Origin of the sequence: Actinomyces israelii DSM 43320 (assembly GCF_000711965.1) — a bacterium.
Taxonomy (GTDB): domain Bacteria; phylum Actinomycetota; class Actinomycetes; order Actinomycetales; family Actinomycetaceae; genus Actinomyces; species Actinomyces israelii.
This window is the reverse complement of sequence record NZ_KL544003.1, coordinates 13,442-32,653: the sequence shown is the minus strand read 5'-3', so window position 1 is coordinate 32,653 and position 19,212 is coordinate 13,442. Positions and strand designations below refer to the sequence as shown.

Below are 19,212 nucleotides of genomic sequence, written 5' to 3'. Positions count from 1 at the left end.
GCCGGCCCGCCGCCGCGGGCCCCTCAGCGAGCCAGCGCCCGCACCCGGTCCACCACCGCGCAGGCGCGCAGGACGGCCCCCGGCCCGGGGCGCTGCTCGACCTCGGTCAGCGCCGCGGCCAGGGTCTGCAGCTGGAGGTCGCGGGCCGCGCGGGTGCGGGTGGCCAGTACGTGCGCGATCGTCCCCTCCGCCCGCAGGGCGCCGGAGGCCGCCAGCGCCGTCAGCGCCTCGTGCACGTCGGTGCACAGGGACTCGATCGGCCCCGCCTCCCGGGGCGGCGCCAGGACGCTCGCCCCGGCGCGCAACCGCTTCAGACGCTCGGCCAGACGGCGGTAGAAGCCGGGGGCGTCCGCGCGCACCGAGGAGATGGTGGGCGACAGCAGGGCGAGCGCGCCCTCGCTGCGCACATAGATCCCGGCGGGCCGGTCCCCCTCCACGGTGATGGCGACCACCGGGAGGCTGCGGGCCAGGACAGCGGCCACCAGGCAGGACTCCGCGCCGTCGGGGGCGAGGCGGAGCAGGTGCCCCCGGCCCGCCGCGTCGTGCACGGGCCACACGTACTGCTGGTGGATCTCGTCCACGTCGATCCTGCCCAGGCCCGACGCGCCGGGCAGGAGCAGGCGGACCGGCGGGGCCGGAGCCTCGAAGCCCGCGGCCCGGGGACCGCGCCGCAGAGAGCCGAGCTCATCGGCGAGGGCGGCCAGGTCGATGTCGTCGTAGCCGCCGCAGCGCGTCACCGCGGTGCGGGTGGAGGGGGCCAGGGCGCCATCGCCGCGCCGGGTGGCCCCCTTCAGGCGCAGCGGGCCGGACAGCAGGGTCCTGACGGGGGCGCCCCACACCAGTGGAGCGTCTTCGGAGCGCTGGAAGGCGGGGTCGGCGCCGGCGGCGCGGCCGGTGGTCACCGACTCCAGCCGGCGGTTGTCCAGGTCCCAGAAGCGGGCGGTCAGGCCGCGGCTGCCCGAGGGGGTGAGCCACCAGGTGGCCGACAGGGGCACGAGCAGGCCCGGCCGGGCCTGCTGGGCCTCGGCGCGCCCGAGCAGGGCGGGGTCGGGGGCGGCCCCGGCGGCATCCAGCGCCCGGGTCAGGGACCAGGCGGCGGCCAGGGCGCTGAGGGCGGCGGCCTCGTCCACCCCGTCGTCGCGGCGGGCGACCGCGCCCACGACCCCGGCGGCCGATGACAGGAGCCGGGACAGGCGCGGGATCTCCTCCAGGCGGGCGGCCCGAGCGAGGCGATCGAGCTCGTGGGCGCTGCGGGGCCCGGCGTGGGAGATCCCGGCGGCGATAACGGTCTCGACGACAGCCGTGGCCGAGGCGAGCAGGCGTCGCTGGTCGGCGCTCAGGGAGACCTCCCGGACGTTCCACGGCCAGGCCCTGCCCGCGATGGCGAACAGGCGCACAACGGCCCGCAGGCGCCAGGCGGCGTGGGCGAGACGGGCATGGCGGCCGGCGACGACCATCCCGCCCGGGCCCAGGCCCGCGATCACGACGACCTCGGGGGCGCCGGGCCAGGTGACGCTCAGGCGCCCCGGCGCGCGGGAGAGACGGGTCTCGGCGGCGAGCCGGGCGGGGTCGGCGCCCGCGTCGGCGGCGGCGACCCGGCGCAGCGCGGCCACGCCGAGAGCCTTCTCGACGGCGGCGGGCTCCCAGGCGAGCACCTCAGCCAGGACCGGGTCGTCCTCGCCGGCGATACCGGGGTGCGGCTCGAGTGGCACCTCCGGGCGGGCGCCGAGCCCTGAAGGCGCAGCGGGCCCGGGGGTGTCCGGCTCCCCGGCCCCGGCCCGGGCGGCGCCGGGCGGGGCGGGGGCCTCAGCACCGGTTCCGCTCCCGGCAGCCGCCTCGCGCATCCACAGGCAGGCGGCGACCACGTGCACGCACACCCCGGCGACGGGGCAGGGGCAGCGCGCCCGCCCCGGGCCGCCATCGCCCAGCACCACCGGGATCGCCAGCTGTCCGGCGTCAGTCACCGCGATCGTCGCGCCGTCCTGGCCGATGTCCCGCGCCTCGACGCGCCCCGCGGCCAGCGCGGCGCGTCCGCGCCGCACCAGCCCGCGGTTGGCCAGGGCCGCCAGGGCGGCGTCGTCGAAAGCGGTGTAGACCGCGCTCCAGGCGGGCAGGCCGCTCATGCGGTCACCTCAGCCAGCCAGTCGGCGAAGCGGTCGGGGCTCATGGCCGCCACCCGCATGCCGACCCCGGCGAGCTCCTCGGCAACCGCCCGGTCGAACCAGGGCGCGCCCTCGTCAGTCAAGGAGGCCAGCCCCAGCATGGTCACGCCCGAGCCCGCGAGCTCTCGCACCCGGGCCACGAGAGCGGAGACCGACCCGCCCTCCTCGAAGTCGGAGACGAGGGCCAGCACCGTGCGGGTGGGCTGGGCGACCCGGGCGGCGGCGTAGCCAACGGCGTTGGCGATGTCGGTCCCGCCGCCCAGCTGACAGGTCATAAGGACCTCGACGGGGTCGTCGGCCAGGTGGCTGACGTCCACCACGGCGGTGTCGAACAGGATCAGGCGCACCGATATCCCCGGCAGGCCGGCCAGGATCGAGGCCATGACAGCACTGTGGAGCAGAGAGGAGGCCATGGAGGCGGACTGGTCCACCAGGATGATGACGTCCCAGGCCACATTGCGGCGCCGCTGGCGGGACATGAAGCGCACGTCCTCCACGAGCATGCGCCCGGTGGCCGGGTCCGTGTTGCCCAGGTTCGCGGCGATGGTGCGGCGCCAGTCGAAGTTGCGCGCCGAGGCTCGGGGGCTGCGGGCGTGACGCCGGCGCGCGCCCGTCAGGGCCGTTGTCATCGGGCGGCGCAGCCGTTCGACGATGTCGGAGACAATACGGGCGATCAGGGCCCGCAGCCCGTCGGCCAGGGCGGGCGGAATCGTGCCCTTGATGCGCAGCAGGGCCGCGCCGAGCCCGGGGCTGGTCCGGATGGAGTCCACCGAGCCGGGGTCGGCCAGCAGGCCGGTCAGCCCGTAGCGGGTCAGGGCGTCGCTCTCGAGGCGTTCAATGGTGGAGTCGGGGAACAGGCGGCGGGCGCCGTCGAGCCAGTCCACGGCCCGCAGCGCCGAGGGCCCCAGTCCGCCGCCGCGTCCGGACCCGCCCGGCGCGCCGGGGCCTGCGCCGCCCAGAAGGTGGCCGCGCCCGGTGTACTCGCGGTCGTAGAGGTAGGCCAGGGTGTCGTCCAGGCCGGCGTCGCCGGGGCTCCGCGGCAGGGCCGACTCGGCGTACCGCCCCAGGACCATGCGCCAGCGGCGCACGGCCAGCTCGCGGTCCAGGTCGCGATCCCGGTCGTCGTCCAGTCCCCGGTCGGGGCCCGCGGGGGGCGGGGGCGCGGTCATCGGCCCGCCCACCGCCCCAGGCCGTCGCGCACCAGCGAGGCGACCAGGTCCCGTTCGATCCGCTGCCCGAGCGCGGCCTGGGCGGGGGCGACGTTCAGCACCACGTCGATCTGGGAGGCGTCGGTGCCCGCGAGCGCGGCGACCTGCTCGGCCAGCCGGTGCGTCTCGGTGGGGCGCAGGGCGGTGAAGGCGCGCCGCAGGTCGGGCAGGATGGCCAGGAAGCCGGGCTCCTCCAGGGCGGTCAGGGTGCGGGTGACCGCCGCCAGGGTGTCGGGGGCGCGCAGGACCGCCTCCGGGGCGGTGCGGACCAGTCCCACGAGGAAGTCGGCCAGGACGGCCGGGTCCGCCCCCGGGCTCAGGCGGGCGACAACGGCGTCGGACACCTCCTGGCGGCTCAGGGACCCGGTGGTCGAGGCGATTCCGGTGGCGCAGCCGGCGAGCACCGGCGCGGTGGCCCGGGCGCGGCGCAGGGCGTCGATCTCGCGCAGGACGGCCTCGCGGCCGGCCCTGGCCTCGCAGTCGGCTCCGGTGAGTCGCACGAGCAGGTCGCGCACGGCGATGAGGGCGCCCACCGCCTCGGCGGCCTCGTCGTCCTTCAGCCCGACCAGCTCGGCCACCAGGCGGGCGACGGCGGCCGTGCCCCGCTCCAGCATGGAGCGCAGGCGCGGGGCGGTGCCGCCGGTGCTGCCGGCACCGTCCAGGCGCAGGCGGCCCGAGCCCTCCACGAGGGTGGCCAGGCGGTGGAGGACGTCGGCGAGCTCGGACAGGTCACTCAGGCCGCTCATGGCGGCCTCGAGGGCGTCGCACACCTGCGCGGCCGCCTCGCCCATTCCCATGACCGCCAGCTCGGTCAGGAGCCGGGCCAGCGCCCCGGCGGCCGGTTCTGCCTCCAGCCGCTCGGCCAGGCGGGTGGCGACCAGGATGTCGAGGGTGGGGGCCTCCTGGGCGGCGCGTACCAGGGCCGCCTCCACCACGGGCGTCCAGGCGTAGGCCCACTCCTCGACGAACTGCCCCAGGCCCGTGCCGGCCACGAGGTCGGCGCCGCCGACCTGGCGGGCCAGGCCGACCCCGGCGAAGCGCAGGCGGGCGAGCAGCTCTCGGCGCCGGCGGTGGCGGGGCCTGCGGGCGGTGTCCAGGCTGACGCGCCGCTCCACGGCGGTATCGAGCGTGAAGCGTAGGGCGATCATCCGCTCGCGCACCTCGGCGACCAGGGGCGGGCCGACGGTGCCCGGGGGGACCCGCCCGAGGTCGGAGGCGGCGAAGACGGTGGCGACGGCGGCGCCCAGTCTGCCCGACAGGCCGGTGTCGTCCTTGACCAGGCAGCTGGTCAGGGCGTCCAGGATGTCGGTGCGCCCGGGCCAGGCGCGTCCGCGCAGCGCGGCCAGGCCCAGGGCCTGCTCGACGGCGGCGCGCGCCTGGGCCGTGCCCAGCGGCTCCCCCTTCTCGCGCAGGGCGGTGACGACGTCGAGGACCACCCCGGTGGCGAAGCCGCGGGCGCCGGCGGGTGCGGGGGCCACCCGGCCGGGGCGGGCGTCGCGGGTGCGGGCCCGCCAGGCGCGCCGCCACAGGCCCGGGGAGGGCATGCCCGCCCCGTAGCCGCTCAGGGAATCCAGGCGGGCGAAGTCGTAGCGGATGAGCCAGCTCTCCGGGCGGTCCCGCAGGTCGGGCTGCGTCTCGGGCTCGGGCAGCCAGGCAGCCTCGGGGGCGGCGTCGAGCGCGTCGAGGAGGGCCGGGGTGTGGAAGGCGCCGGTGACGACGACCAGGGGCCCGCCCCTGAGGCCAGCCTTCTCCTCCCCGCGCTCCTCCGCACGCCGGCGCAGTGCCGCGGCCATGACGGCCTCGCGGGCGTGGGTCCCGTCGGTGTCGAGGACCTCCCGCTCGGCGTCCAGGCGGGCCAGGGCGGACCAGGCCAGGGTGTCGGCGAAGAAGTCGCGCCAGGCGCGGATGTCGGCGGTGGCGCGGTCCTCGAAGAGCTGCTCCCAGACCTCGTCGTGGTCGCGGCAGCCCAGGCGCCGGGCGAGGGCGTCCAGGGCGGCGGAGCGGGCCAGGTGGTACTCGGCCTGCAGGGTGCGGGCGGCGGCAGCGCCGGCGTCGTCGGCGTTATCGGTGTCGCCGTGCGGGCCGGGGGTACGGTCGATGAAGGCGGCCTCGGCGCCGTGCTCGCCGGCCCAGCGCAGGGCGACCCACTCGGGGGAGAACTCGGCGAGCGGGTAGTAGAAGGCAGTGCGGTCGGCCAGTGAGAGCAGCGCGACCGGGGGGACGGTGCCCGGGTCCTGGAGGGCGGGCAGCAGGGCGGTGTACTCGGCCGGCCCCTCGATGAGGACGACGGCGGGGCGGACCTCCTCCAGCAGGGCGGACAGGGCCAGGGCGCAGGCCGGGGAGTGATGGCGGACGGGGACCAGGTGGACGCCCGCCTCACCCCAGGCCCGCTGGGAGCGCAGGGCGCGGCGCAGGCGGGGCGGGACGCCCGCGCGGCCCGGCCCCGCGGCCGTCACCGCGGGGCCGGGTCCGGTCGCGCGGGCCGTCACTCCCACAATCCCTGGGAGGCGGCGAGGAACTCCTTCCAGTGCGCCGAGGCGCGGGCGCGCTCGCGCACCACCGAGTCGACGTAGAAGCGCATGCGCCGGGCGTCCTCCGCCTCCCCCTTGAGGGCGACGCCGACCAGCTGGCGGGCGACGTCGGCGGCGCGGACGGTGCCGTCGCCGAAGTAGCAGGCGCTCATGGAGGCGGCCACCCCCACGTTGACGGCCTCGGCGGTGGACATGACTGCGTCGGGGCGCTTGACCGGGGAGCCGGAGGCGGTGGCGCCGGTGCGCAGGTCCGCGAAGACGGTGACCAGCACGTCGAGGACCTCCGGGCTCATGGGGGCCCGGTCGGGGCCGAGCTCGGCCTCCAGGGCCCGGGTGATGAGCTCGGCCTCGAAGGCGCGGTCGGCGATGGGGCGCACCGTCTCGAAGTTGAAGCGGCGCTTCAGGGCGGCGCTCATCTCGTGGACGCCGCGGTCGCGCAGGTTCGCGGTGGCGATGACGTTGAATCCGCGGGCGGCGGCCACGCGGAAGCCGTCGCCGAGCTCGGGCACCATGAGCTGCTTCTCGGACATGACCGACACGAGGGTGTCCTGGATCTCGGGCGGGCAGCGGGTGATCTCCTCGAAGCGCACCAGGCGGCCGGACTCCATGGCCTGGTAGACCGGGGAGGGGACCAGGGCGCGGCGCGAGGGGCCCTCGGCGATGAGCAGGGCGTAGTTCCACGAGTAGCGGATGTGGTCCTCGGTGGTGCCCGCCGAGCCCTGGACGGTCAGGGTCGAGGCCCCGCTGACCGCCGCGGCGAGCAGCTCGGAGAGCATGGACTTGGCGGTGCCCGGCTCGCCCACGAGCATGAGCCCCTGGCGCCCGAGCAGCGTGACGACGGCGCGGTCGACCAGGGGGTCGTCCCCGTAGAACTTGCGGGTCACCCCGAGCGTCTCGTCGCCCACGATGAAAGCCCGCACCGAGCGGGGCGACAGCCGCCAGCCGTCGGGGATCTCGGCGCCGCAGGAGGCGTCGGAGTCGGCCAGGGCGGCCAGCTCGGCCGCCCAGCGGTCCTCGGCGGGCGGGCGCAGCTCGGCGGTCGGAGCCGCAGATCCCTCGGGCCCCGGGTCGTCGGGCTGGGAGGACTCGGTGGCGGCGGGCCTGGCGGTCATTGCTCTCCTTGGACAAACGGCTGACCGGTGACTGGCGCCGGGCGCTCAGCCGCGCAGACGGGCGAGCTCGTCGACCAGCTGGGGAACGACCTCGGCCACGTCGCCGACGACCCCGAAGTCCGCCATCTCGAAGATCGGGGCCTCGGAGTCGTCGCACACGGCCACAATGGTGCCGGCGCCCTGAATGCCGCTGGTGTGGTGGACGGCCCCGGACACGCCCAGGCCGATGTACAGGCGCGGGGCGACGGACACGCCGGTCTGGCCGATCTGGGCGGACCGCTCGATCCACCCCTCGTCGCAGGCCACGCGGGTGGCACCCACGGCCGCGCCCAGCGGCTCGGCCAGTGAGCGCACCAGGTCGAAGTCGCCGTCCACGCCGCGTCCGCCCACGACGACGGTGCGCGCCCCGGCCAGGTCCGGCCCGGCGGCCGCAGTGGTGCGCTCGCGCGAGACGAGGCGGACGGCGGCCGCCTCCGGGCTCACCGTGACGTCGAGGGCCTCGGCGGTCAGCGGCGCGGCGCCGTCGGCGGCGCTGTCGGCGGTCTCGACCGCCCCGGGCCGCACGGCGAGGACCGGAGGGCGCCCGGCGCTCGCGGCGACCGCCATGGTGGTGGACCAGGAGCCGGACAGCACAAGCCGGGAGGCGCGGATGGCGCCGCCGGCCACGTGCAGGTCGGCGACGTCGCCGACGCAGGCGGAGTCCAGGAGGACGGCGGCGCGCCCGGCGACCTCCCTGCCGCGGTAGTCGCCGGAGACCAGGACGGCTCCGGGGGCGGTCTGGTGGACGGCGGCGACGACGGCGTCGGCCGCCGCAGCGGCCTGGGCCCGCTCCCCGCCCAGGTCGGCGACCAGCAGGCGGGTGGCGCCCGCGGCGGCCAGGGCGGGGGCGCCGGCTTCCAGGGGCCCCGGGGTCAGGGCGATGACGTCGCCGGCGGTCAGCGCCCGGGCGGCGGTGACGAGCTCGAGGGCGGTGTCGGCCGGGCGGTCGCCGTCGAGGTCGGCGAGCACGAGGACGGGGGCGTCAAGAGCCTCGGACATGGCAGGCATGATCTTCTCCTTGGGGGCGGTCATCCCCGCATGCGCGGGGTTTCAACGTCTTGTGCGCGCGCTCAGACGAGCTTGGAGTCCACGAGCCAGGCGGCGAGCTCGCGCCCGGCCTGACCGGCGTCGGTGCGGATGGTGCCGGCCTGTCGGGCGGGCCGGGACTCGGCGTCCACGACCTCGACGGCGGCGGGACGCGGCTGAAGGCCCAGGTCCGCCAGGTCCCAGGTGTCCACGGGCTTCCTCCTGGCGGCGCGCATGGCGGCGAAGTTGGGGTAGCGCGGCTCGTTGGCCTGGTCGGTCACGGACACGAGCGCGGGCAGGGGGGCGGACAGGACCTCGCTGAGCGTACCGGTGGTGCGGGTGACGGTGGCCTCCCCGGCGCCCGCCTCCAGGGAGCTCGCCAGCGTCAGGGCGGGCACGTGCAGGGCCGCGGCCAGCGCGCCGGGCAGCATGGAGGTCATGGCGTCCAGGGAGGCCATGCCGGTGACCACCAGGTCCACGTCCCCGGTGCCGCCGTCGCCCGGCCCGGCCCCGCCGATGCGTCCGACGGCGGCGGCCAGCACGCGCGCGGTGGCCACGACGTCGGAGCCGGCCAGGTCGTCGTCGCTGACGACGACGCCGGAGTCGGCCCCCATCTGCAGGGCGCGGCGGATGGCGTCCTCGGCGTCCTCAGGGCCCATGGTCAGGGCCACGACCTCCCCGCCGAGCCCCTCGACCAGGGCCACTGCGGCCTCGACGGCGTTCTCGTCAAGCTCGTTGAGGACGTCGTCCTCGCCCCGGACCAGGCGGGAGTCCTCGATGCGCCGCTCAGACTGCACGTCGGGAACGTGCTTGATGCAGACCACGATTTTCATGCGTCCAAGATTGCCATACCCGGCCAGCCGCGCCGATGAGCGCTGGGTCACGCGCATCGGCCCGTACTGCTCCCCCGGCCCGGGCGGCGAGGCGTGTCCCACGTCTGCCTCGAGTGGCCGCCCGGCGGATGTACGTCGACAATGGAGCCCATGTCGTCCTTGTCAGAGCCTCAGCCGGCCACCCGAGCAGCCTCCGGCGCATCGGACCGCACCCGCCTGGGCGCCACCCTGAGCGGGGACGGGGCCGACTTCGCCGTGGTCGCGCCGCACGCGACCGCCGTCGACCTGTGCCTGACCGACACCGATGCTACCGGTACCGCCGTCTCGGAGCAAAGAATCGGCCTGCGCGGCCCCAGGCTCGGCATATGGGACGCCCACGTGCCCGGCGTGAGGGCCGGGCAGCGCTACGGCTACCGCGTCCACGGTCCCTGGGAGCCCTCCGAGGGCCTGCTGTTCAACCCCCGCAAGCTCCTGCTCGACCCCTACGCGCGCGCCCTGGACGGGAAGCCGTCCCTGGGGCCCGAGCTGTATGCGCACGCCGTCGAGGACGACCTCTCCCCCGCCTATGTGCCCTTCGTCCCCTCCGAGCTGGACTCGGCCGGGCACGTCGCCCTCGGCGTGGTCACCGGCGAGCAGTTCACGGTCGTGCCCGGCCCCCGAGTGCCCGAGGGCCGCACCGTCGTCTACGAGACGCATGTCAAGGGCTTCACCCACGACATGCCCGGCGTCCCGCCCGAGCTGCGCGGCACCTACGCGGGCCTGGCCCATCCCGCCGCGATCGAGCACCTTCGCTCGCTGGGCGTGACCACCGTCGAGCTACTGCCCATCCACGCCTCCTTCTCCGAGGCCTTCCTCCTCCAGCGAGGCCTGACCAACTACTGGGGGTACTCGACGCTGTCCTACTTCGCCCCCGAGCCCACCTACGCCACCGCCGCGGCGCAGGCCGCCGGGCCCCAGGCGGTTCTGGACGAGGTACGCGGCATGGTCTCCCTGCTGCACGAGGCCGGCCTCGAGGTGATCATGGACGTGGTCTACAACCACACCTGCGAGTCGGGGGTGGGCGGGCCGAGCCTGTCCCTGCGGGGCCTGGACAACCTGGAGTACTACCTTCACGCCCCCCACCGCCCCGCCCAGTACATCGACGTCACAGGCACCGGCAACACGGTGGACTTCCGCTCCACGCGCGCCGTCCAGCTGGCGCTGGACTCGCTGCGCTACTGGGCCGACAGCATGGGCATCGACGGTTTCCGCTTCGACCTGGCGGTCGCCCTGGGCCGGAACGCCTCGGAGTTCTACAGCCGGCACCCGCTGCTCATCGGCATGGCCACCGACCCGGTCCTGCGCTCCGTCAAGCTCATCGCCGAGCCGTGGGACATAGGGCCGGGCGGCTGGCGCACCGGCGAGTTTCCCCTGCCCTTCCACGACTGGAACGACCGCTACCGCGGCACGGTGCGCTCCTTCTGGCTGCGCGACGCCTCGGAGATGTCCAGGGGGCGGCCGGGCTCCGACCTGCGCGACCTGGCCACGCGCCTGTCGGGCAGCGCCGACACCTTCAGCTACGGGGAGTGCCCCGGCGGGCGCGGCCCGCTGGGCAGCGTCAACTTCGTCACCGCCCACGACGGCTTCACCCTGCGGGACCTGGTCTCCTACGACTACAAGCACAACCTCGCCAACGGCGAGGACAACCGCGACGGCACCGAGGACAACCGCTCCTGGAACCACGGCTTCGAGGGGCCGCTGGCGGAGGGCATGGGCGGGGGGCCGATCGAGATGCTGCGGCGCCGCTCCACCCGCAACGTGCTGGGCACCCTGTTCATCAGCGCCGGCATGCCGATGCTGCTGGGCGGCGACGAGATGGGCCGCACCCAGGAGGGCAACAACAACTCCTACTGCCAGGACTCGCCGATCTCCTGGTACGACTGGGACCTGGCGCCATGGCAGTACGACCTGCTGGCCACCGCCCGGTTCCTCATCGGACTGCGCGGCTCCCACCCCGTGCTGCGGCCGGAGATCTTCGCCACGGGCACCGTGCCCGAGGGCGACACGCTGCCCGACCTGTCCTGGTACCGGGCCGACGGCGTCCCCATGAGCACCAACGCCTGGCACGACCCGTGGACGCGCGTGGTCCAGATGCTGCGCAACGGCGGGCCGCTGGGGGACAACGACCTGCTGGTGGTCATCAACGGCTGGCTGGACCAGGTCGATGTCACGCTGCCCGACGGCCACGGCACCGACTGGCACCTGTCCTGGGACTCCACGTGGGCAGTGCCGCGCCCGCACACCTCGGCCTTCGCCCTGGCCCACCGGGTCAGCCGCGGGGCGGCCCGCACCCGCGTCGTCAGGCCCACGAAGGACAGGCCGCGGCGCTCCGCCGAGTGCCGCCACGACCGCCCCGGGGACACCACGACCCTGGACGCGCTGAGCATGCGGATCTACCTGTCCGGCGAGGTGCTCGAGCCCGTGGAGGCCGACCCGCTGCCCCCGCCCCGCCCCTGACGCCGAGATCGGTCGTACTCCGGCTCGAGATCGGTTCACTTCCGCGTCGAGATCGGTCCGGGCCGGGACGCCGCGGCTCAGCGGATCCGCACCCGGTCCAGGTCCGCGAGCGCGATGACGTCGCCGTGCGCGCTCCTCGCCTCGGCCGCGTGCGCCTCGGCGGAGCCGTAGCGGGAGGAGAAGTGGGTCAGGGCCAGCCTGCCGGCGCCCGCCGCCGCGGCGAGCCGCCCGGCCTCCAGGGCCGTGGAGTGCCCGTACTCGCGGGCCTTGCCGGCCAGGTCGGACAGGTAGGTCGCCTCCATGACCAGCAGGTCGACGCCGTCGGCCAGGCGCCGGGCGCCCTCGCAGGGCCGGGTGTCCTGAACCAGCGCGAAGGAGGCGGGGACGCGCTCGCGGGTCACGTCCTCCAGGCTGGTGACGGCGCCGTCGGTCTCGATGCGCCCCTCGCGCTGCAGCCGCCCCACAAGGGGCCCGGCGATGCCCCGCTCCGCCAGGGCGCCGGGGTCGAAGACCCGGCCGGGCGGGTCCTGGACCCGGTAGCCGACGGCGTCGACCCGGTGGTCCAGGGCGGCGGCGGACAGGATGAGGCCGGGCGCGCGCAGCACCTCGGCCGGCTCGCTGCCGACCTCGACCGGCAGCGGGCGCAGGTCGAGCTCGTCGTGGTGGATGCTGGCTGCGCGCAGCCGGTCCACGTACTCCTGGCCGGATGCCGGGTAGACGAGGGTCACCGGGTGGGGCGCCCGGTCCAGGGACAGGCGCTGGAGGACCCCGGGCAGCCCCAGGCAGTGGTCGCCGTGCAGGTGGGTCAGGCAGATGATGCGGATGCACCGCGCCGGGACGCCCGCGAGGGTCATCTGCCGCTGGGTGCCCTCGCCGGGGTCGAAGAGGACGCCGGCGGCCCCCCAGCGCAGGAGGTGGCCGGACTGGTTGCGCTCCCGGGTGGGCGCCAGGCTGCCGGTGCCCAGGGCGATCAGCTCGCGCCCACTCACGGTGCCGCCTCGTCGTCCATGCCGGTCTCCTTCTTCCCGATGGCGGGACCCATGGTAGGCAGCCCCTCCGCGCCGGCCCTGCCGGCCGGTGTCGAGCCGGAACGTGAGCGCACTCCGTCCGGCGAGCTCCGCACCCCTTGGAATCACTTCCAGTGCTCACTCGGTGGCGATGGCCCTCAGGACCGGCAGCCGGACGGCGCGCAGCGCCGGCCACAGGGCGGCGAGAGCGCCGACGACGACGGCCGCCGCGAGCATGACCGCCAGCTGGGGCCAGGGGATGGCCAGCTCGGTCAGACCCCGGTCGGCCAGGACCGAGCGCAGGGCCCCGGCCAGCAGCACGCCGGTGGCCCCGCCCAGGACGGTGCCGTAGACGGCGGTGAGGACGGACTCGCACAGGATCTCGCCTGCCACCTGGGCCCGGCCCAGGCCGACGGCGCGCATGAGCCCGATCTCGCGGGTTCGCTCGCTGACCGACAGGACGAGGGTGTTGACGATGCCGAGGACGGCGATGACCAGGGACAGGCCCAGCAGCGCGTAGAGGACGGCGAGCATCTGGTCGGCCATCTGGCCGACCTGGTCGGAGAGCTCATCGGCGTCCAGGACCTCGAAGACGTACGCCGGGGCCACGATCTCCTGGATCTGGGACTGCACGGTGCCCATGTCGGCCCCGTCGGCCAGGGAGACGAACAGACCCTGCGGGGAGCTCAGGACCTCCTGCGGGTCGGTCGGCGCCGGGGCGGTCCACGAGCCGACGGCTGCCGCGACCTCGGGGGTGGCGTAGAGGGTGCCGGTCAGCCCCTTGGAGTCGGCGACCGCCGAGACGGTGGCCGTCACGGAGCCCGCCGGTCCGGTGACCGCGACCTGGTCGCCGAGCTGCAGGCCGGAGTCGGCGAAGGCCGCCACGTGCGCGTCGTCCAGGGAGTCCAGCGAGCCGGCGGTCACGTTCGGGTCGTAGAAGTCGGGGTAGCGCTGCGGGTCGACGGCGACCATGTAGCCCACGTTCTCGGTGCCGTCCGGCAGGGTGGTGGACACCGAGTACGCGGTGTAGCCGGTGGTCTCCTTCACGCCGTCGAGCGCGTTGATCTGCTCGGTCATCTCGGCGGGCAGGGGGGTGAGCCGACCCGATGTCGCGGTTGCTCTCACCAGGAGGTCGGCCCGCATGGAGTCGTTGACGATGTCGGTGATCGAGGCCTGCATGGAGGAGGCGATGATCGTCCCGGCGCACACGAGCGCCGCGCCGATCACCAGCGCCGCCGAGGTCGCGGCCGTCCGGCGGGGCGCCGCCGCGAGGTTGCGGGCCGCCAGGCGCCCGACGGGGCGCAGGAGGCGCAGCGGCATGGCGAGGACCGCGATGGACTGGCGGGCGAGCACCGGGGAGCAGACGAGCAGCCCGAGCACGAGGGCGCCCGCGCCCGCGCCCAGCACGGCGGTGCGATGGGGCAGGTCGTCGCCCGTCCAGGCGGCGACCACGCCCGCCAGGCCCGCCGCCGTCAGGAGCGCCCCGACGGCGCCGCGGACCCACAGGGGCTTCTCGCGCGCACCCGCGGTCCCCCGCATGGCCTCCACCGGCGGGGTGAGGGCGGCGTCCCGCGCGGGCAGGAGTGCGCCCACGATGGTCACCAGCAGGCCGATGGCGACGGATGCGGCGATGACGCCCCTCGTCATGGGCACCCCGCCGGGCAGGGGCATGCCGTAGGCCTCCAGGCCGGCCACGAGGAGGCGGGTCAGGCCGGCCCCGCCCGCGACGCCGATGAGCGACCCGAGCAGGCCGATGACAATGGCCTGGAACAGCACCGTGGCGAACACGGACGTGGGCGAGGCCCCGACCGCCCGCAGGAGGGCGAACTCCTTCTGGCGCTGGCGCACGCTCATGGCGAAGGTGTTCATAATGATGAACGAGCCGACGAACATCGCCAGGACGACGAAGACCAGCAGGAAGGTCTGGACGTAGCCGAGGATGGACTCGACGTAGGCGTTCTGCTCGTCGATGCGCTCGGCGCGGGTCTGCAGGCGGTCCGAGTCGGGGAGTAGGTCCGTGATCTGCCGGCTGACGGCGGCGGTGTCGGCGCCGTCAGCCAGGGTGATCTCGATCTGGGCGACCTTGCCGTCCGGGGCGGCCACCCCCATGACCCAGTCGGGGTCCGCGGCCACGATCGTGGCCCCGGCCATCGAGGTGCCGTAGGTGAGCTCCCCGACCACCGTCACCTCGGAGGGGGTGCCGTCCACGACCAGGTGCGTGCGGTCTCCGACGGCCAGGCCCGAGCGTCTCAGGGCGTCCGACTCCAGGGCGATCTCACCGGTCCCGGAGGGGTCCCGGCCCGCGACCAGCCGCCATCCCGGGAAGTCGGGGAAGGCGGGGACGATGAGCGTCGGGGCGCCGGTGGAGGTCACGGGCGTGCCGTCGGCCCCTACGAGCGTCCCGCTGAGCGAGGAGGCCGCGTGGGCGGCGCGCACGCCGTCGACCCGGGCGATCTGCTCGGCCGCCGCCCCGTCGATCTTCTCCGTGAGGACCCCGCTGCCGCCGCCGGACTGCGCACCGCTGATCGGCTGCCCCGTCACGTAGAGGTCGGCCGTCATGGTCGAGGACATCAGCGCCGAGAAGGTGTCGGACAGGACGCCGCGCAGGGCGAGGGTGCCAGACAGGAAGGTCACGCCCAGGACGACGGCGAGCGCCGTCAGCAGGAACTGTCCGGCATGGGCCCGCACGGAGCGCAGAGCGACCCGGATCACAGCGACGGCCCCTGCGCGGCGGCGGGCCGCCTGCTCCCGACGCTCCCGCCCTCGGGGGAGCCCAGGTCGTGCAGCGCCTCCAGGACCCGGTCGCGGTCCGGCTCGTCCATCTGCGCCACGACCCGTCCGTCGCGCAGGAAGAGCACGGTGTCCGCCCAGGCCGCCGCCTCGGCCTCGTGGGTCACCATGACGACGCTCTGGTCGAAGTCGTCGACGCTGGAGCGCAGGACCCTCAGGACCTGCTCGGTGGCCCGGGAGTCGAGGTTCCCGGTGGGCTCGTCGGCGAAGACGACGGCGGGGCGGCCCACGAGGGAGCGCGCGCAGGCGGTGCGCTGGACCTGGCCGCCGGAGAGCTCGGCGGGCCGGTGGGACAGGCGGTCGGACAGCCCCACCGCCTCGACGACCTGGTCGAAGCGGCTGCGCTCGACCTTCCGGCGGGCGATGTCCAGGGGCAGGGTGATGTTCTCCCCGGCCGTCAGGGAGGGGACCAGGTTGAAGGACTGGAAGACGAAGCCGATGCGCTCGCGGCGCAGCCTGGTCAGGCGCCGCTGGCTCATGGAGGTGATCTCCTGCCCGTCCAGGGTGATCGTCCCGGAGGTGGCGGACTCCAGGCCGGCCAGGCAGTGCATGAGCGTGGACTTGCCCGATCCCGAGGGTCCCATGATCGCTGTGAAACGAGCACGGGCGATGGAGACGTCCACCCTGTCCAGCGCGGTCACGGCGTTCTCCCCGCGGCCGAAGATCCTGGTCAGGGCACGAGCCGTGACGACCGGGTCGTCGACCGCTCCGTGCTCGACCAGGCCGGCGCCCCCGCGGCCATGCGCACGTCCTTCCTCACGCTGCCGCCACGAATCGGCCTCCTCGGAGTATCCCGCGAGGAGACCGTCACCATCCTGCACATGCCTGGTCATGGCGGGAGTGTTTCACAGGCACCACCCTGAGACGCATCAGGGAGGACCCGGAACGGCGCGTATATCTTTGGCACCGGCCCCTCGCCCTCAGCCGCCGACCCCTGAGGACCTCGATCCGTGAAGCTTCCGACACCGCCGACACCGTCCAGACCGCTGCTCGTCGCGCGCCTCTGGGACCGCCTTCGCCCCGACCCGGCCGGGCTCGTCCTGGGCGCCGTGTTCTTCGTCCTGGCCCTGACCCCCTCGCTGCTCCCCCGCGACCTGCTCTTCCAGGGGGCGGCCTGCGGGCTGTGCGCGGGAACCGGCTACCTGCTGGGGGTCTGGGTCTCCTGGAACTGGCGCACCTGGATCCGCAAGGTGGTCCGGGTCCTGTGGGAGGCCGGCGGTCGGAGCCTGCCCAGGTGGTGGCCGAGGTGGAGGCGGCGCGTGGAAGTCGCCCTGAGCCTGGCGGTGATCTTGACGCTCAACGGGATCCTGCTGCGCGCGGTCGGCTGGCAGCAGGAGGTCGCCGCCCTGACGGACTCCCGGGCCTACACGCCGGCGCAGTACCTCCTGGTCTTCCCCATCGGCTTCGGGCTGTGGATGCTGCTGGTCGCGATCGGCCGCTGCCTGCTGCACCTGGAGACCTGGCTGCGCGACCGCCTCCCCCAGCGCCTGCCGCTGCCGGTGCGCTCGGTGTCGTCCTGGATCGTCGTGGTCATGCTGGTCTTCGCCCTGGTCCACCAGGCCATCCCGGGCCTGATCATCGGCGGTGCGGAGGCGGCCTTCTCCGTGCGCAACGACGCCGATCCCCCCAACGTCGAACGGCCCACGGCCGCCGAGCGCTCGGGGTCGCCGGGCTCGCTGGTGCCGTGGGAGACCCTGGGCGCCTACGGCAAGCGCTTCGTGGGGCGCGGCCTGAGCGCCCAGGGCCTGGAGGAGGTCACCTCGCGCCCCGCCGTCGAGCCGATCCGCGTCTACGCCGGGCTCAAGAGCGCCGACACCGACGCCGAGCGCGCCGCCCTGGTGGTCGATGAGCTGGAGCGCACCGGGGCGGCCTCCCGCTCCGCCGTCATGATCGCTCCCACCACCGGGACCGGCTGGGCGGACCCGATCGCGGCCCTGTCCCTGGAGGTCCTCTACGACGGCGACACGGCTATTGCCGCGGCCCAGTACTCCTACCTGCCCTCGAGCGTCCAGTTCATCGCCGACACCGACAAGGCGCGCTCCTCGGGCAGGGAGCTGGTGAGGGCCGTCGTCGCCTGGTGGCGGACCCTGCCGCAGGACGACCGTCCGAAACTGCTGCTGTACGGGGAGTCCCTCGGGGTCGTGGCGGGCGAGGCCGCCTTCTCCGACCTGTCCGACGTCCTGAGCAGCGTCGACGGCGTCCTGTGGGTGGGGCCGCCCAACTCCTCGCGGCTGTGGAGCGATCTCGTGGCCCGCCGGGACCCGGGGACCCGGGAGGTGGATCCCACCTACTCGGCGGGGCTGACGGTCCGCTTCGCCCAGGACCGCGACGAGATGGAGACCTTCGTCGGGGACGCCTCCTGGGGCGACCGCCGCGTCCTCTACATCCAGCACCCCAGCGACCCGGTGGTGTGGTGGTCGCCCCGGCTCATTCGCGCCCCCGAGCCCGACTGGCTGCGGGAGCGGGCCAGCACCGACCGCTCCCCCGCCATGCGCTGGATGCCGTACATCACCTTCTTCCAGGTCAGCGCCGACCTGCCGCGGGCCATGAACGTCCCCCACGGCCACGGACACCACTACGGCACCGAGATCCTGAACGGGCTGGCCCTGGTGGCCCATGAGGAGGCCTTCACCGCCGAGCGCGTGACGCAGGCGCGCCAGGAGGTCGAGCGCGCCCTGGCCGCCCAGCCCACGGACGACTGACGCCCCGCCGGGGACGGCGAAGGACGGGGAGGACCGGGCCGGGCCGTTCGGACCCGGGGCGACGGCGCCGTCGGCGTCGGGCGCGTCGTCGGCGTCGGACGCGTCATCCGAGCCTCCGGGACCGGCCTAGGATGAGGCCATGACGCAGACCCCCAACGCGGCCGAGGAGGCCCTGGCCAACGCCGCCGACGACGCCTCCCTCGCCCGCTCGCTGGCCCGATCCGCCGAGATCAAGGCGGACCTGGATGTCAACCCGGGCCGCTACCGCATGCTCACCGGCGTACGGCCCACAGGCAACATGCACCTGGGCCACTACTTCGGGACGATGGACTCCTGGCGGAGGATCCAGGACCGCGGCGTCGACACCTGGATCCTCGTGGCCGACTACCAGGTCATCACCGACCGCGACGGGGTGGGCCCCATCCGCGAGCGCGTCCTGTCCCTCGTGGCGGACACCCTGGCGGTCGGCGTGGACCCCCGGCGCTCGACGATCTTCGCGCACTCGGCCGTGCCTGCGGCCAACCAACTCATGCTGCCCTTCCTGTCGCTGGTCACCGAGGCCGAGCTCCACCGCAACCCGACCGTCAAGGCCGAGCAGGAGGCCACCGACGGACGGGCCATGAGCGGGCTGCTGCTGACCTACCCGGTCCACCAGGCGGCCGACATCCTCTTCTGTCAGGCGAACCTGGTGCCGGTGGGCAAGGACCAGCTCCCCCACCTGGAGCAGGCGCGCCTGATCGCCCAGCGCTTCGACAGGCGCTACGGGCGGGCGGTCAAGGAGCACCCGGTCTTCCGCCGCCCCGAGGCGCTGCTGGGGGAGGCGCCGGTGCTGCTGGGCCTGGACGGGGAGAAGATGAGCAAGTCGCGCCGCAACACCATCGAGCTGCGCATGAGCGCCGACGAGACCGCCCGGGCCCTGAGGAAGGCCAAGACGGACTCCGAGCGGCGCATCACCTACGACCCCGCCTCCCGCCCGGAGGTGTCCAACCTGCTCATGATGGCCTCCCTGTGCGGGGCCGGCGCCCCGGAGGAGATCGCCGAGCGCATCGGCGACGGCGGGGCGGGCGCGCTCAAGAGGCTCACCACCGAGGCCGTCAACGAGCTACTCGCCCCGATCCGCGCGCGGCGCGCCGAGCTCGCCGACGACGAGGCACACCTGCTCGACGTCCTCCACGCCGGCAACGCCCGCGCCAACGAGGTGGCCGACCGGACACTGGAGGCCGTGCGCACCGCCATGCGCATGGACTACTGAGGCCGCATCGCTCCCGGCGCCGGGGTGAACCGATTTCGAGCCGGAAGTGAACCG

12 protein-coding genes are annotated in these 19,212 nt (G+C 74.9%); 3 read left to right on the top strand and 9 right to left on the bottom strand.

Annotation, left to right across the window (positions count from 1 at the left end; genetic code table 11):
- Positions 1 to 23: 23 nt before the first annotated feature.
- The 6 genes from O145_RS15300 to O145_RS15275 all read right to left on the bottom strand — a co-directional run bounded on the left by O145_RS15300 (position 24) and on the right by O145_RS15275 (position 8,911).
- Positions 24 to 2,123: a hypothetical protein gene (locus tag O145_RS15300; protein WP_043564560.1), complete on the bottom strand. Its 2,100-nt coding sequence runs from the start codon at positions 2,121 to 2,123 to the stop codon at positions 24 to 26.
- On the bottom strand, positions 2,120 to 3,331 hold the full coding sequence (locus tag O145_RS15295; protein WP_043564691.1) for a VWA domain-containing protein: 1,212 nt from the start codon (positions 3,329 to 3,331) through the stop codon (positions 2,120 to 2,122). Before O145_RS15295 ends, O145_RS15300 begins: the two co-directional genes overlap by 4 nt.
- A complete protein-coding gene (locus O145_RS15290) occupies positions 3,328 to 5,859 on the bottom strand; it encodes a DUF5682 family protein (protein ID WP_229118632.1) in 2,532 nt (843 codons plus the stop codon). The genes O145_RS15295 and O145_RS15290 overlap by 4 nt, the downstream gene beginning before the upstream one ends.
- On the bottom strand, positions 5,856 to 7,013 hold the full coding sequence (locus O145_RS15285) for an ATP-binding protein (protein WP_043564558.1): 1,158 nt from the start codon (positions 7,011 to 7,013) through the stop codon (positions 5,856 to 5,858). Before O145_RS15285 ends, O145_RS15290 begins: the two co-directional genes overlap by 4 nt.
- 45 nt (positions 7,014 to 7,058) lie before the next feature.
- A complete protein-coding gene (locus O145_RS15280) occupies positions 7,059 to 8,051 on the bottom strand; it encodes an electron transfer flavoprotein subunit alpha/FixB family protein (RefSeq protein ID WP_043564687.1) in 993 nt (330 codons plus the stop codon).
- 71 nt (positions 8,052 to 8,122) lie between these two features.
- Entirely contained in the window at positions 8,123 to 8,911 is a 789-nt protein-coding gene (locus tag O145_RS15275) for an electron transfer flavoprotein subunit beta/FixA family protein (protein WP_043564556.1), read from the bottom strand.
- A 150-nt stretch (positions 8,912 to 9,061) separates the two neighbouring features.
- Here O145_RS15275 and glgX point away from each other — a divergent pair, with 150 nt between their 5' ends.
- Positions 9,062 to 11,407 carry a glycogen debranching protein GlgX gene (gene glgX, locus O145_RS15270; RefSeq protein WP_043564554.1) on the top strand — a complete coding sequence of 782 codons (2,346 nt, stop codon included), beginning with the start codon at positions 9,062 to 9,064 and terminating at the stop codon, positions 11,405 to 11,407.
- Between the two features lie 77 nt (positions 11,408 to 11,484).
- Here the strand turns inward: glgX and O145_RS15265 are convergent, their stop codons facing one another.
- From O145_RS15265 to O145_RS15255, 3 genes are all read right to left on the bottom strand, one after another.
- Positions 11,485 to 12,396 carry a ribonuclease Z gene (locus O145_RS15265; RefSeq protein WP_043564553.1) on the bottom strand — a complete coding sequence of 304 codons (912 nt, stop codon included), beginning with the start codon at positions 12,394 to 12,396 and terminating at the stop codon, positions 11,485 to 11,487.
- 156 nt (positions 12,397 to 12,552) lie between these two features.
- Entirely contained in the window at positions 12,553 to 15,126 is a 2,574-nt protein-coding gene (locus tag O145_RS15260) for an ABC transporter permease (RefSeq protein ID WP_043564551.1), read from the bottom strand.
- Positions 15,123 to 16,037 (bottom strand): ABC transporter ATP-binding protein, encoded by a 915-nt coding sequence (locus tag O145_RS15255; protein WP_229118631.1) that lies wholly within the window; start codon positions 16,035 to 16,037, stop codon positions 15,123 to 15,125. Before O145_RS15255 ends, O145_RS15260 begins: the two co-directional genes overlap by 4 nt.
- 117 nt (positions 16,038 to 16,154) lie before the next feature.
- On the opposite strand from O145_RS15255, the gene O145_RS15250 reads away from it, so the two are divergent.
- Together O145_RS15250 and trpS are read left to right on the top strand one after the other, a co-directional pair.
- Positions 16,155 to 17,906, top strand: a complete 1,752-nt coding sequence (locus O145_RS15250) for an alpha/beta hydrolase (protein ID WP_052375281.1) — start codon at positions 16,155 to 16,157, stop codon at positions 17,904 to 17,906.
- A gap of 139 nt (positions 17,907 to 18,045) precedes the next feature.
- Positions 18,046 to 19,158, top strand: coding sequence for a tryptophan--tRNA ligase (trpS, locus tag O145_RS15245; protein ID WP_043564548.1), 1,113 nt, complete (start codon positions 18,046 to 18,048; stop codon positions 19,156 to 19,158).
- Positions 19,159 to 19,212: the final 54 nt, after the last annotated feature.

Excerpts from the sequence above, each read along its gene's own strand:
- O145_RS15300 (WP_043564560.1), bottom strand. The coding sequence starts at position 2,123 with ATGAGCGGCCTGCCCGCCTGGAGCGCGGTCTACACCGCTTTCGACGAC.
- O145_RS15295 (WP_043564691.1), bottom strand. The coding sequence starts at position 3,331 with ATGACCGCGCCCCCGCCCCCCGCGGGCCCCGACCGGGGACTGGACGAC.
- O145_RS15285 (WP_043564558.1), bottom strand. The coding sequence starts at position 7,013 with ATGACCGCCAGGCCCGCCGCCACCGAGTCCTCCCAGCCCGACGACCCG.
- O145_RS15280 (WP_043564687.1), bottom strand. The coding sequence starts at position 8,051 with ATGTCCGAGGCTCTTGACGCCCCCGTCCTCGTGCTCGCCGACCTCGAC.
- O145_RS15275 (WP_043564556.1), bottom strand. The coding sequence starts at position 8,911 with ATGAAAATCGTGGTCTGCATCAAGCACGTTCCCGACGTGCAGTCTGAG.
- glgX (WP_043564554.1), top strand. The coding sequence starts at position 9,062 with ATGTCGTCCTTGTCAGAGCCTCAGCCGGCCACCCGAGCAGCCTCCGGC.
- O145_RS15255 (WP_229118631.1), bottom strand. The coding sequence starts at position 16,037 with ATGACCAGGCATGTGCAGGATGGTGACGGTCTCCTCGCGGGATACTCC.
- trpS (WP_043564548.1), top strand. The coding sequence starts at position 18,046 with ATGACGCAGACCCCCAACGCGGCCGAGGAGGCCCTGGCCAACGCCGCC.